Genomic DNA, 13,293 nt, shown 5'->3' on the forward strand with positions numbered 1-13,293 from the left:
GCACCTTGCGGATGATTGTGACAGTCAATGGTGGTTTCGTCTACCTTTAGACGCGAAGGTGATCTACTCTGAGGGCGAAGCCGGTCGGTCGATCGCTTCACCACGACGACGGGAGCGAGAAGATGTCGGGAAACCTGAGCATCGAGCAGCTGGATGCCGGCATCGCCGCCGGCGAGATCGACACGGTGATCGTGGCCTTCGCCGACGCGCAGGGACGACTGGTCGGCAAACGGGTCTCCGCGCGCCTGTTCCAGGAGGACATCCTGCATCACGGCGCCGAGGCCTGCGACTATCTCCTGTCGGTCGATGTCGACATGAACACGGTCGACGGCTACGCGATGTCGGGATGGGACCGCGGCTACGGCGACATGGTCCTGCGTCCCGATATCGTCACGCTCCGCCGGATGCCGTGGCTCGAGGGCACGGTCCTGATCATGGCCGACCTGGTCTGGCAGAACGGCGAGCCCGTCGGGCCCTCGCCCCGCGCGATCCTCGACCGCCAGCGCGATCGCCTCGCCGAGCGGGGCTGGACCGCGTTCTCGGGCACCGAGCTCGAGTTCATCGTCTTCGACAACACCTATCGCGACGCCTGGGCACGCAAGTACGAGGGGCTCACTCCCGCGACCGACTACAACGTCGACTACAACCTGCAGGCCTCGACACGGATGGAGCCTTTGCTGCGCGACATCCGCAACGGGATGGACGGCGCCGGCATGTACTGCGAGGGCGTGAAGGGCGAGTGCAACCTCGGCCAGCAGGAGATCGCGTTCCGCTACGCCGAGGTGCGGGAGACCGCCGACCAGCACGTGATCTACAAGAACGGTGCGAAGGAGATCGCCGAGCAGCACGGTCAGGCGCTCACCTTCATGGCGAAGTTCAACGAGCGGGAGGGGAACAGCTGCCACATCCACCTCTCGCTGCGCGCGGATGACGGCACCCCGGTGATGGCCGGCGACGGCGAGCACGGGTTCAGCCCGGTGATGGAGCACTGGATCGCCGGCATCCTGGCGACGCTCCGCGAGTTCACGCTGCTCTACGCGCCCAACATCAACTCGTACAAGCGCTTCGCGAAGGGCAGCTTCGCGCCCACCGGCGTCGCCTGGGGCATCGACAACCGCACCTGCGCCCTGCGGGTGATCGGCAGTGGCTCCGGTCTGCGCGTCGAGAACCGGGTTCCCGGCGGAGACGTGAACCCGTACATGGGCATCTCGGCGATCATCGCGGGCGGCCTGTACGGCGTCGAGAACGAGCTGCCGCTTCCCGAGCGCTTCACCGGCAATGCCTACGAGGCCGGCGTCGACCACCTGCCGACGACCCTCCGGGAAGCCGCGCAGCTCTTCAGCGAGTCCACCATCGCGAGAGCCGCGTTCGGCGACGACGTCGTGGACCATTACCTGAACCAGGCGCGCATCGAGCTCGAGGCCTACGACGCCGCCGTCACCGACTGGGAGCGCATCCGTGGTTTCGAGCGGCTCTGACCCGGCACCGCTGATCGGTGTCACGACGTACCTGGAGCGGGCGCAGCAGGGGGTGTGGGATGTGCGGGCGGCGTTCCTGCCCGAGCAGTATCTGACCGGAGTGACCGCCTCCGGCGGCATCGCGCTGCTGCTGCCGCCGCAGGACCCCGAGACGGCGGATGCGGCCATCGCCGGGATGGACGGATTGATCCTCTCGGGCGGCGCCGATGTCGCCCCCGAGCTGTACGGCGAGGAACGGCATCCGCTCACCGATCCCGCTCGTGTCGACCGCGACGCGTGGGAGCTCGCGCTGTTCCGGGCGGCGGAGCGGCGGCGCATCCCGGTGCTCGCGATCTGCCGCGGACTTCAGCTCGTCAACGTCTCCCGCGGCGGCACCCTGCAGCAGCATCTCCCCGAATCGCTCGGCACCGAGCGCTACCGCCTCGGCGGCGGGGTCTTCGCCGAGAACGACATCGAGGTGTCGGAGGGTACCGCGCTCGCCGACGTGCTCGGTGCGGGCGACGCACGAGTGCACAGCTATCACCACCAGGGCATCGACCGGCTCGGGGAGGGGCTGACCGCGGCCGCGCGCTCCGATGACGGACTCGTCCAGGCGTTCGTCGACACCTCCGGCGGGCACGTCGTCGGCATCCAGTGGCATCCGGAGGAGAACGCCGACGACCGGCGCCTCTTCGCAGATCTCGTCTCACAGGCTCGTGCGTTCGCCGCGCGACGGAAGGAAGAATCCCGATGAGTGCGTTCACCGTCATCAATCCGTCGACCGGTGCGGCGATCCGCGACGTCGCCCGCGCCGACATCGGAGAGACGGATGCCGCGATCGCCCGCGCCGTCGTCGCGCAGCGCCGATGGGCGGCACTGGCGCCGGTCGCGCGCGCGGACGCGCTCCGGGCGTTCGCCCGCGCGGTCGAAAGGGCCGCCGAGGAGCTGGCCCAATTGGAGGTGCTCAACTCCGGGCATCCGATCGGCTCCGCGCGCTGGGAGGCCGGGCACGTCGCTCAGGTGCTCAACTACTACTCCGCCGATCCGGAACGCCTGTCCGGCCGGCAGATCCCGGTGGCCGGCGGGCTCGACGTGACCTTCCACGACCCCTACGGCGTGGTCGGTGTCATCGTGCCCTGGAACTTCCCGATGACGATCGCCTCGTGGGCGTTCGCGCCGGCGCTCGCCGCCGGCAACGCCGTCGTGCTGAAGCCTGCCGAGCTGACCCCGCTCACGGCGATCCGTCTGGGCGAGCTCGCGCTCGAGGCCGGCCTCCCCGAGGGGCTCTTCGAGGTCGTCACCGGCTCGGGTTCGGTCGTCGGTCAGCGTCTGGTCGAGCACCCGGATGTGCGCAAGGTCGTCTTCACCGGCTCGACCGAGGTGGGCATCGAGGTCGCGGCCGGGTGCGCCCGCGCGCTCAAGCCCGTGACCCTCGAACTCGGCGGCAAGAGCGCGAACATCGTCTTCGCCGACGCCGACCTCGAGCGGGCGGCGGCCGCGGTGCCCGGCTCGGTGTTCGACAACGCCGGCCAGGACTGCTGTGCGCGCAGCAGGCTGCTCGTGCAGCGCTCGGTCTACGACCGCTTCCTCGAACTGCTCGAGCCAGCGGTGGCCGCCTGGCGCGTGGGGGACCCGGGGAGCGCAGACACCGACATGGGCCCGCTCATCTCGGCCGGACATCGCGACACCGTGGCCTCCTTCCTCGATGGTGCCGACATCGCGTTCCGGGGCACCGCTCCCGAGGGGGACGGCTTCTGGTTCGCTCCGGCCGTCGTGCTCGCAGGCCCCTCCGATCGCATCGCCCAGCAGGAGGTCTTCGGGCCCGTCGTCGCGGTGATGCCGTTCGAGGACGAGGCGGATGCGATCCGGATGGCGAACGACACGGTGTACGGGCTCGCAGGCTCCGTGTGGACCGAGAGTCTCGGACGCGCCGTGCGCGTGACGCGAGGCGTACGCAGCGGGGTGCTGTCGGTGAACTCGCACTCCTCGGTGCGCTACGCGACGCCGTTCGGCGGCATGAAGGCCTCGGGCCTCGGACGCGAGCTCGGCCCGGACGCCGCCGAGCACTTCACCGAGACCAAGAACGTCTTCTTCGCGACCGATGAACTCTGATCGCGTCGCACTTCACACCCAACGGAGCGGAGAACCCACATGAGCATCGATCTGACCCAGCGACTGAAGGACCGCGTCGCCATCATCACCGGCGGCGCGAGCGGCATCGGGTTCGCCACCGCCGAACGTTTCGCCGCCGAGGGCGCGTTCGTCGTGATCGCCGACGTCGATCCGGCGACGGGGGAGGCGGCTGCGGCGAAGGTGGGCGGGGTGTTCCGCCCGGTCGACGTCGCCGACGAGGCCAAGGTGAACGCGCTGTTCGACGGCGTGGCGGCGGAGTTCGGCCGCGTCGACATCGCCTTCAACAACGCCGGCATCTCGCCGGCCGACGACGACTCGATCGAGACGACCGAGCTGCCGGCGTGGGATCGGGTGCAGGATGTGAACCTCAAGAGCGTGTACCTGTGCAGTCGCGCGGCGCTGCGTCACATGGTTCCTGCCGGGCGCGGCTCCATCATCAACACGGCGTCGTTCGTCGCGCTGCTGGGTTCGGCGACATCGCAGATCAGCTACACGGCGTCGAAGGGCGGCGTGCTGGCGATGTCGCGCGAGCTGGGCGTGCAGTTCGCACGGCAGGGGGTGCGCGTGAACGCGCTGTGCCCCGGGCCGGTGAACACGCCGCTGCTGCAGGAGCTGTTCGCCAAGGATCCGGAGCGCGCGCAGCGGCGACTCGTGCACGTGCCGATGGGGCGCTTCGCAGAGCCGGCGGAGCTCGCGGCGGCCGTGGCCTTCCTCGCCTCGGACGACTCGTCGTTCATCACCGCGAGCGCGTTCGTCGTCGACGGCGGGATCACCAACGCCTACGTCACCCCGCTGTGAACGACCCCGACGGCGACCTCGTCGAGGTGCGGAAGGCGGTCTACCGGCCGCTGCGACGCGGCAACGCCCTCGAGGATGCGGTCGCCCGTCTCGTGCAGACGATCCGTCTCGGCGTCGTGGCGCCGGGCGAGTCCCTGCCTCCGGAGCGCGAGCTCGCGGCGTCCTTCGGCGTGAGCCGAGACACCGTGCGCGACGCCATCCGCGAGCTGGCCGACACCGGCTACCTCCTCACCCGGCGGGGCCGGTACGGGGGGACTTTCGTGGCGGATCCGCTGCCGCAGCCGTCGGGCACGGGAGCCGTGACGGAGGAGCGGATCGACGATGTCCTCGGCCTGCGTCGGGTTCTCGAGAGCGGTGCCGTGCGCGCAGCGGCGAGCCGATCCCTGGATGCCGCGACCCGTGCCGACCTGTGGGCGCGGCACGAGGCGGCGCTCCCCGCGGGGCCTGACGAGTATCGACGCCTCGATACCCTGCTGCATCTCGCGATCGCCGAGGCCGCAGGCATCCCTTCGCTCGTCGCGCTCGTGGCGGAGAATCGCGCCGACGTCAATGCCTGGCTCGACACGTTCCCGCTGATGCCACGGAACATCCAGCACTCGGGGGAGCAGCACGAGAGCATCGTCTCCGCGATCCTCGCCGGACGTCCGGATGCGGCCGAGGCGGCGATGCGCGATCATCTCGCCGGCTCCGAGGCGCTGCTGCGCGGCTTCCTGATGTGAGCGTCGCCCGGCGGCTCACGTCACCGGATCAGCGGTCGTCGTATCCCCAGCGGATGCCGAGCGCGCCCGGACCGAAGTCCCGACGCGTCTGATGCACCGAGGCCTGCGGTCGGAGCGGGCTGTACATCGTCCCGTCCGTCGACTCGTTCCGCTCGAGCTCGTCGAGCCAGTCCGGGACCGCGTCCTCATGGAATCGCGTCCACAGGACGAGGTCGCGGATGGGGCGCACGACGAAGGCGCCCGTCTCGGGCTGCGAGGTGTACTCCCCGTGCCCTTCCATCGTGACCTCGATCATCGTCGCCGCGCCGAGCGTGAGCGGCTGGTCGAGCTTCAGCACGTACGCGTACACGTGCTCGCTGACGTGGAGGTGATCGCGGACCATCCGCGCCCCTCGTACCGTCATCTCCGGGCGGTCGATGGTGTCCTCCGTCGACAGCAGCGTGTACGTCACGTGGTCGACGGTCGTGGGGATCACGGACTGGATCAGGGTCTGGGCGGCGCGCCGGCGCAGGTAGCCGTCGGCGGACACATCCGCGATCACATGCGTCGAGAGCTCCCGGGTGATGTCGAGCGGCGGCGCATCGAGGATCTCGAGCGTCTCGGACAGCGCCCGGGTGACCTGCTCCTCCGTGAAGGGGTTGCGGGGTTCGTGCAGTGCTCCCAGCCGCACCCGCTCCGGCACCAGGCCGCCGAGAGCTCCCGGCGGCATGCTGAGCAGTCGTTCGATGTCCTCGACGGCAGCGAGCGAGGCCGCTCCCTCGGGCGTGCGCTCCCCGGAACGCCAGTAGCTGAGGGTCGCGATCGAGACGGGGTTGGCGCGGGCGACCAGTCGGCGCTGCAACGACGAGAGCGAGATGCCGCTCGCGGTGAGCGCCGCTCCGAACGCACTGCTGAACGAGTCTCGTCCGTCGGGAACCTCCGCTGCCATTCCAGCCTCCTCTCCCCGACGATAGTCCCGTCAGCGGTCGAACCCCCATCGGATGCCGAGGATGCCCGGCCCGAAGTCCCTTCGTGCCAGGTGGATCGATTCGCTCGGCGTCAGGGGCCGCGACACCACGCCGTCGCTCACGGGAGTGCGCTCGAACTCGGAGATCCAGTCCGGGACGGCATCCCGGTGGAAGCACGTCCACAGGACGACGTCGCGGATGGACCTCATCACGAAGGCCGTGGTCTCGTCCTCGGACGGCTGGAGTCCCGCCGTCGGCGGAGGGACCGTCATCTCGATCTCGAGCATCGCCGTCGCACCCATCACGAGCGGTCGATCCAGACGGAGCACGCAGGCGTAGACGTGCTCGCTCTCGTGGAGGTGCTCCCGGACCAGCGCCGCTCCGCGGATCTCGCACTGCGGTCGGCGGACGATGCTCTCGGCGGACATCAGGGCGTAGGTCATCTCATCGACGAACGGCGCGACCGCCTGCACGAGAACCCGAGCGGTGCGGCGGCGGAGCAGTCCGTTCTCGTCGACCGTCGAGACCACATGAGCGGAGAGCGATCTGGTCGCCTCGATCGGCGGTGCGGCGAGCAGCCTCAGGGTCTCGGCCGCAGCCGCGACGACCTCGGATTCGGTGAAGGGGTTCTGCGCGGGCGCGAGCGAACCCAGACGCGCGCGCCTGCTGACGAGGTCGAGCAGTGCGCCCGATTCGAGGTCGAGCAGACGCTCGATGTCCTCCAGGGCGGTCAGCGACCGGAGCCCGTCGGGGTGCCGAAGCCCGGAGCGCCAGTAGCTGAGGGTCGCGATCGAGACCGGGTTCGCGCGGTCCTCGAGCCGTCGGTGCAGCCACGTGAGCGAGACCCCTCGCGCGGTGATCACCGCGGAGAAGGCGCGCGCGAACGCCGTCTGATGTTCGTCCCCCGTGTCGAGCATGATGTCTCCCCGGCGCCACCGTAGCGCCGGGGAGTGCGGCCGCGTCCGCGCGACCCGATATGCTGCGTCACCGCCCGAAGACGATCAGAGCACCGCCTGCGCGCGCGTCAGGACGTCGCGGAGGATCTGCTCGATCTCCCGGAATTCCGCCGGGCCCGTGGTGAGCGGGGGAGCGAGCTGGATGACGGGATCACCGCGGTCATCGGCGCGGCAGTACAGGCCGGCCGAGAAGAGAGCGGGGGAGAGGAAGCCGCGCAGCAGCCGCTCCGACTCAGCGTCGTCGAACGTCTCCTTGGTGCTCTTGTCCTTCACCAGCTCGATGCCGAAGAAGTAGCCGTCGCCGCGCACATCGCCCACGAGGGGAAGGTCGAGCAGCTTCTCGAGCTCGGCGCGGAACAGCGGAGAGTTCTCCTGCACGCGCTCGTTGAGTCCTTCCTCGTCGAAGATCGCGAGATTCTCCAATGCCACCGCCGCCGACACGGGGTGTCCGCCGAACGTGTAGCCGTGCGGGAACGACACGTCGCCGTGCGAGAAGGGCTCGTAGATGCGGTCGCTGACGATCGTGGCGCCGATCGGGGAGTAGCCGCTGGTCATCCCCTTCGCGCAGGTGATCATGTCGGGCACGTAGCCGAGGCCCGTGCAGGCGAAGGTGTGACCGAGTCGCCCGAAGGCGCAGATGACCTCGTCCGAGACCAGCAGCACGTGGTGGCGATCACAGATCTCGCGCACGCGGGCGAAGTATCCGGGAGGGGGCGGGAAGCATCCGCCCGAGTTCTGCACCGGCTCGAGGAACACCGCGGCGACAGTGTCCGCACCCTCGAAGAGGATCATCTCCTCGATGCGGTCGGCCGCCCAGCGTCCGAACGCCTCGAGGTCGTCGGCGGGCGCACCCATCTCGGCTGCGCGGTAGAAGTTGGTGTTCGGCACCCGGAAACCCCCGGGCGCGACGGGCTCGAACATGGCCTTCATCGCCGGGATGCCGGTGATCGCGAGCGCTCCGTGCGGCGTGCCGTGATAGGCGACGGCACGCGAGATCACCTTGTGCTTGGTGGGCTTGCCCTGGAGCTTCCAATAGTGCTTGGCCAGCTTCAGTGCGGTCTCCACGGCCTCGCCGCCGCCGGTCGAGAAGAAGACCCTGTTGAGATCGCCCGGTGCCTCGTCCGCGAGTCGGTCGGCCAGTTCGATCGCGGCGGGGTGCGCGTACGACCAGAGGGGGAAGAACGACAGCTCGGCGGCCTGCGCGGCGGCGGCCTCGGCGAGCCGGCGGCGGCCGTGACCTGCATTCACCACGAAGAGGCCGGAGAGACCGTCGAAGTACTCCTTGCCGGAGGAGTCCCAGATCCGGTGCCCATCGCCCTTGACGATGATCGGCACGCCCGATTCCGCCATCGTGGACTGACGGGTGAAGTGCATCCAGAGATGGTCCTTCGCCATCGCCTGCAGCGCGGATTCCGACGGCGTCGTGCGTGTCGTGATCATCTGGTCCCCCAGTTGTAGAGCTGCTTCTGCAGCTTGGCGTAGATGAAGGTCTCCGTCGACACCACACCCTCGATCGGCCGGATGACGTCGTTGATCAGGGCCAGCAGCTGGTCGTCGTCCTCGCAGACGACCTCGGCGAGCACGTCGAACGCGCCGACCGTGATCACGACGTAGTCGATCGCCTCGACCCGGGCGATCGCCTCGGCCACGATCCGCGTGTCTCCGGAGACGCGGATGCCGATCATCGCCTGGCGATGGAAGCCGAGCTGCATCGGATCGGTCACGGCGACGATCTGCATCACGCCGGATTCGGTGAGCCGCTGCACGCGCTGCCGCACGGCGGCCTCGCTCAGACCGACCACGCGGCCGATGTCGGAGTAGGAGCGGCGTCCGTCCTCCTGGAGCAGCTCGATGATCGTCTTGGCGACCGCGTCGAGCGAGGGGTTCTTCTTCGCCGAACTCATGGTGCGATCTTCGCACTCGGCGGCTCGCTCGGCAACCGATTCCGCGGCCGCAGACGGAGCCGGGGCGCGATATCGGCAGGATGGCGGTTCAGTCCTCCAGCGGACCCAGCCACGCGGACGCGGCGGTGGCGTGGGCGGATTCCGGGTCGGAGGGGTGGAAGGCACCGGCCAGGACGTCGCGGTAGAGGCGGGACAGCTCGTTGGCGGAAAAGTAGGAGCCGCCGCCGCCGACGAGCATGGCCTGGTCGACGACCCGCTTGGCCATGGTGATCGCCCGGTGCTTCACGCCGGAGAGGAGCGAGAACCACCGGGCGCCGTTGTCGACACGGTCGTCGACATCACGCGCGAGGGCCGCGATCTGGGGCGGCAGGGCGTCGTAGTCGAGCGCCATGTCCGCGATCCGCCAGCGGATGTCGGGGTCCTGGCTGTACGCGGCGCCGGTCTTCTTGGAGCGGCGCTTCCCGGCGGCGAGCACGGAGAGCTCGAGCGCGCGCCGCGCGATGCCCGTGTACACCGAGGCGAGCAGGATCTCGAACACCGAGAAGATGCCGAACACGATCGGGTCGGGAGTGGGACCCGGATCGATGCGGCGCACCACGTGCGCGGCATCCGCGGTCGCCCCGTCGAGGCGGGTGGTCCGGCTCTGCGTCGCGCGCATGCCGAGCGTGTCCCAGTCGTCGCTCGTGGCGACGGCATCCGTCCGCTCCACGAAGGCGAACACGAGCTTCGGGGCATCCGCGCTCGTGGTGTCGAGGCCGTGCAGCCCCAGCCGGGTCCAGACCGGAGCGAGCGAGGTGAAGATCTTGGTGCCCGTGAAGGAATAGCCGCCGCTGCCGTCGGGGACGGCCGCGGTGTCGCTGCCGAACAGAACCAGGTCGTTCCCTCCCTCGCTGATCCCGAACGCGAAGACGTCACCGGCGACGGCGCCGTCCTGCACGAACTCCAGTCCGGGCACGCCGCGGTCGGAGAACACCTTGGCCACACCGGTCCAGACCAGGTGCATGTTGATCGCGAGGGCTGTGGCCGGGGCCGCGCCGGCGAGCCGTTGCTGCAGGATCGCGGCCTGGGCGAGGGAGAGCCCGGCACCGCCGCGCTCGGCCGGGACCAGGATCGAGAGGTATCCGGCGGCGCGCAACTCGTCGAGGTCCTGCTGAGGGAACGTGTTCTCGCGGTCGTGGATCGGTGCGCGCTCGCGGATCCGCTCGAGCAGATCGTCGGGGAGGTACGTCGTCGGGTCGAACGCGGTCACTTCGACTCCCTCCGGTCGCTCGGTGCATCGCACTTCAGGGCCTCCAGGAGCTGGCGGATGCATTCCTCGGGCTTGTCGCGGTGCAGGGAGTGCCCGGCGCCCTCGACGACCGACATCGTGAACCGGGGATTGGCGGCGAGCACTTCGGCGGCCAGGTCGCCGGTGAAGATGCTGTAGACGGCAGGGTCGGCGGCGATCACATGCGTGGGGACGGTCAGACGCTCCGCCTGCGCCCGCACATCCCACGGCTGGTTCTGGACGCTGGTCTGCTCGACGGCCCAGGCGCTCGCGCGCAGCACGGCATCGACCTTCAGCTCCTGGTCCTGCGGATGCCAGTGCGGATGCTCCTGCTGCACGACCTCGAGTCGGGTGTCAGCGAAGGCTCGTTCCTGGCTCCTGCGCACGATCGACGCGTCGCGTCCGCCGACATGGATCGCCGGGTCGATGAGGACGAGGCGCCGGGTCCACTCCGGATCGGATGCCGCGGCCACCGTGCTGGCAGCCCCGCCCAGCGAGTGGCCGACGACCGCATCCCATGCGCCGCCCGCGTCGGGCCTCGTCGCCGCGAGGTCGGCACCGAATGCGGCCACCGAGTAGTCGAGGGCGCGTGGGGCGTCGCCGTGACCGCGGAGATCGACCGCGACGGCGCACCAGCCGGCCTCCGCGAGCGCGTCTCCGAGGCGCCACATGAGCGCGGCGGAGGAGCCGAGGCCGTGCACGAGGAGCGCGCGGCGGGCGGCCGACGGGTCGCCCCAGGAGATGCGGGGGAGGCGGAGTGGTGCGGTCATGCTCTCAGCCTAGAACCGTGCGCGGAAGCCTCAGCCGATCGGAGGCATGTCCGCGTGCGTGACGAGGACCCTGGCCGCCGCGGCGTGCCCCGCCGCGAGACGTTCGTCCATCGGTCGTTCCTCGAGCGTCGCCGCGAGGAACCCGGAGGCGAAGGCATCGCCCGCGCCGACCGGTTCGACCACATCGACGCGCGGTGCCGGCACGAAGACGGGCTCCGCGTCGTGAGCGAAGGCAGTAGCTCCGACATCCCCGTCCTTCACGACGAGCAGCGGGCAGTTCGGCAGGAAGGCGCGGATCTCGTCCGGCGTGACCGTGCCCCAGATTCGTTCGGCCTCGTCGCGTCCGACGAAAGTGATGTCGGCGGCGTCGGCCAGACGGGCGAGGGTCGCGGACGCGTGTTCGCGGGACCAGAGGGGACGCCGGTCGTTCACGTCGAACGACACGGCCGCGCCCGCCGTGTGCGCGTCGGCGAAGAGCTGGTCGACCATGCGCAGGCACGTGTCGGAGAGAGCCGGGGTGATCCCCGTCGTGTGCACGATGCGGACGCCCGCGAGGTGTTCGGCCGAGAGGAATCCCGGCGCCATCGCGGCGGCCGCGGAGCCGCGACGGTAGTAGTAGACGGACGAGCCGTCCGCGCCGGGGTCCTTGAACATCACGCCGGTCGGTGCATCCGCGTCGCGCTCCACCCAGAGCTCGACGCCCCGTCTGCTCAGCTCTGCCGCGATCCGGTCGCCGAGCGGATCGGCGCCGAGCCGGGAGGCCCACGCCGCTCGATGGCCGGAGAACGCGATGCCGGCCGTCACGTTCGACTCCGCTCCCGCGAGTGAGATGGTCGCGGTCTCCGCCGTGGTCAGCGCGGCGCCGACCGGCGTGATCAGGGCCATGGTCTCGCCCACGCAGACGATCTCGGGCGCGGGGGACGACGGGGTGCGGGGGATGCTCATGAAGGGGTGACCGCCAGGGGTTCGGTATCAGGATGGGGACTCGCGTCGCGGTGACGCAGATCGGGGAAGGAGCGCACGAAGACGACGGCGACGATGAGGCCGACGGCAGCGAACAGCGTCGCGGCGAAGTACGCGCCGCGCCAGTCGCCGAGGTCGACGAGGAAACCCGCGACGGCGGACCCCGCTGCGGCGCCGATGAGCTGGCCGGTTCCGGCCCAGCCGAAGGCCTCGGCGGTCTCGGAGAACTTGACGCTGGCCGAGGTGATCGCGAACAGGACGGCGAGAGCCGGGGCGATGCCGATGCCGGCGAGGACGAGGGTGCCGCCGAGCCAGAACACGTTGAGCATGACCATCGTCAGGGCGAGGCCGACCGTGACGATCAGCAGCCTCCGTGCCATGGCCCACGGGCCGATCGGGATGTGTCCGAACGCGAGGCCGCCGACGAGGCTGCCGACCGAGAAAACGGCGAGGACGAGGCCGGCCGTCAGGCTGCCGTGCTCGAACGTCGCGACGACCCCGACCTCGACGGCCGCGCAGGCGCCGATCAGCAGGAAGCCGATCACGGTGGCGAGCAGGACGGGCGGCTTGAGCACGACCTTGCCCAGCGGGTTGCGGCTGCGGGGGATCCGGACCCGACCGACCTCGGGGGAGAGGATGAACCACGCGCCGCCGCCGACCAGGATGATCGCGACGAGCAGCAGCCCTTCCACGGTTCCGATCTGCGTGGAGACGAGCGTGATCACGACCGGTGCGAGGATCCAGATGATCTCCTGCAGAGAGGCGTCGAGGGAGAACAGCGGCGTCAGCTGCGACGAGTTGACGAGCTTGGGGTAGATCGTGCGCACGGCGGCCTGGATCGGCGGCGTCGAGAGCCCGGCGATCATGCCGAGGACCATGTAACCGGGCACGTTCAGGGGGAGCAGCGCCAGTCCGAGCACGGCGACGACGCAGATGCTGAGCGTCAGCGTGATGACGCGTCGCATCCCCCACACGCCCATCCAGCGGCTCGTGATGGGGCCGGCGACGGCCTGTCCCACGCTGGTCGCCGCGAGGACGAGGCCGGCGGCGCCGTAGCTGCCGGTCTGCTGTTCGACGTGCAGGAGGATGGCCAGCGACGACATGCCGTTGGGGAAGCGCGCGGTCAGCTGTGCGGCGATCATGCGCGCCACTCCCGGCGTGCGAAGAAGATCCCGGTATCCCGCCACCAGACAACGGTACCGGGCATGGGCTGCCGGCGTCGAAGCAGTCGTCGGTGCGACACGCCGACGACACGCCGAAGGGCGAATTCCACAGGCGATCGGATGTCCGAGGCCCGGCGTAGCGTGCCACCTGTGGATGGATCTCTCACAGGTGGCTCCCAGCCGCGGATTCTCGGGCTTCGAGGGGCTCTCCGACGG

13 protein-coding genes are annotated in these 13,293 nt (G+C 69.9%); 5 read left to right on the forward strand and 8 right to left on the reverse strand.

The features are described from left to right. Positions 1 to 122 precede the first annotated feature (122 nt). From ABS642_RS20970 to ABS642_RS20990, 5 genes are read left to right on the forward strand one after another with little or no spacing between them, the layout of a single operon-like run. Entirely contained in the window at positions 123 to 1,478 is a 1,356-nt protein-coding gene (locus ABS642_RS20970; RefSeq protein ID WP_350351607.1) for a glutamine synthetase family protein, read from the forward strand. Then, positions 1,459 to 2,211: a gamma-glutamyl-gamma-aminobutyrate hydrolase family protein gene (locus ABS642_RS20975; RefSeq protein ID WP_350351608.1), complete on the forward strand. Its 753-nt coding sequence runs from the start codon at positions 1,459 to 1,461 to the stop codon at positions 2,209 to 2,211. Before ABS642_RS20970 ends, ABS642_RS20975 begins: the two co-directional genes overlap by 20 nt. Then, positions 2,208 to 3,569 carry an aldehyde dehydrogenase family protein gene (locus ABS642_RS20980; protein WP_350351609.1) on the forward strand — a complete coding sequence of 454 codons (1,362 nt, stop codon included), beginning with the start codon at positions 2,208 to 2,210 and terminating at the stop codon, positions 3,567 to 3,569. Before ABS642_RS20975 ends, ABS642_RS20980 begins: the two co-directional genes overlap by 4 nt. Positions 3,570 to 3,608: 39 nt before the next feature. Next, positions 3,609 to 4,388: a 3-oxoacyl-ACP reductase gene (locus ABS642_RS20985; RefSeq protein ID WP_350351610.1), complete on the forward strand. Its 780-nt coding sequence runs from the start codon at positions 3,609 to 3,611 to the stop codon at positions 4,386 to 4,388. Then, complete coding sequence (locus ABS642_RS20990; protein WP_350351611.1) at positions 4,385 to 5,107, forward strand: GntR family transcriptional regulator; 723 nt, start codon at positions 4,385 to 4,387, stop codon at positions 5,105 to 5,107. The genes ABS642_RS20985 and ABS642_RS20990 overlap by 4 nt, the downstream gene beginning before the upstream one ends. 28 nt (positions 5,108 to 5,135) lie before the next feature. Here ABS642_RS20990 and ABS642_RS20995 read toward each other — a convergent pair whose 3' ends face one another. From ABS642_RS20995 to ABS642_RS21030, 8 genes are all read right to left on the reverse strand, one after another. Further along, on the reverse strand, positions 5,136 to 6,035 hold the full coding sequence (locus ABS642_RS20995) for a hypothetical protein (protein WP_350351612.1): 900 nt from the start codon (positions 6,033 to 6,035) through the stop codon (positions 5,136 to 5,138). A 30-nt stretch (positions 6,036 to 6,065) separates the two neighbouring features. Further along, the gene (locus ABS642_RS21000; protein ID WP_350351613.1) at positions 6,066 to 6,971 is read right to left on the reverse strand and encodes a hypothetical protein; all 906 of its coding nucleotides are present in this window, start codon (positions 6,969 to 6,971) and stop codon (positions 6,066 to 6,068) included. Positions 6,972 to 7,055: 84 nt separating this feature from the next. Further along, positions 7,056 to 8,450, reverse strand: a complete 1,395-nt coding sequence (locus ABS642_RS21005) for an aspartate aminotransferase family protein (RefSeq protein ID WP_350351614.1) — start codon at positions 8,448 to 8,450, stop codon at positions 7,056 to 7,058. Beyond that, complete coding sequence (locus tag ABS642_RS21010) at positions 8,447 to 8,914, reverse strand: Lrp/AsnC family transcriptional regulator (protein ID WP_350351615.1); 468 nt, start codon at positions 8,912 to 8,914, stop codon at positions 8,447 to 8,449. Before ABS642_RS21010 ends, ABS642_RS21005 begins: the two co-directional genes overlap by 4 nt. An 88-nt stretch (positions 8,915 to 9,002) precedes the next feature. Further along, on the reverse strand, positions 9,003 to 10,163 hold the full coding sequence (locus tag ABS642_RS21015; RefSeq protein ID WP_350351616.1) for an acyl-CoA dehydrogenase family protein: 1,161 nt from the start codon (positions 10,161 to 10,163) through the stop codon (positions 9,003 to 9,005). Further along, positions 10,160 to 10,951, reverse strand: coding sequence for an alpha/beta hydrolase (locus ABS642_RS21020; protein WP_350351617.1), 792 nt, complete (start codon positions 10,949 to 10,951; stop codon positions 10,160 to 10,162). The genes ABS642_RS21015 and ABS642_RS21020 overlap by 4 nt, the downstream gene beginning before the upstream one ends. A gap of 30 nt (positions 10,952 to 10,981) precedes the next feature. Then, complete coding sequence (locus ABS642_RS21025; RefSeq protein ID WP_350351618.1) at positions 10,982 to 11,896, reverse strand: sugar kinase; 915 nt, start codon at positions 11,894 to 11,896, stop codon at positions 10,982 to 10,984. Then, positions 11,893 to 13,101, reverse strand: a complete 1,209-nt coding sequence (locus ABS642_RS21030) for an MFS transporter (RefSeq protein WP_282216488.1) — start codon at positions 13,099 to 13,101, stop codon at positions 11,893 to 11,895. Before ABS642_RS21030 ends, ABS642_RS21025 begins: the two co-directional genes overlap by 4 nt. Positions 13,102 to 13,293: the final 192 nt, after the last annotated feature.

It is taken from the genome of Microbacterium sp. A8/3-1 (assembly GCF_040267695.1).
In the GTDB taxonomy this organism is placed as follows: Bacteria; Actinomycetota; Actinomycetes; order Actinomycetales; family Microbacteriaceae; genus Microbacterium; species Microbacterium luteolum.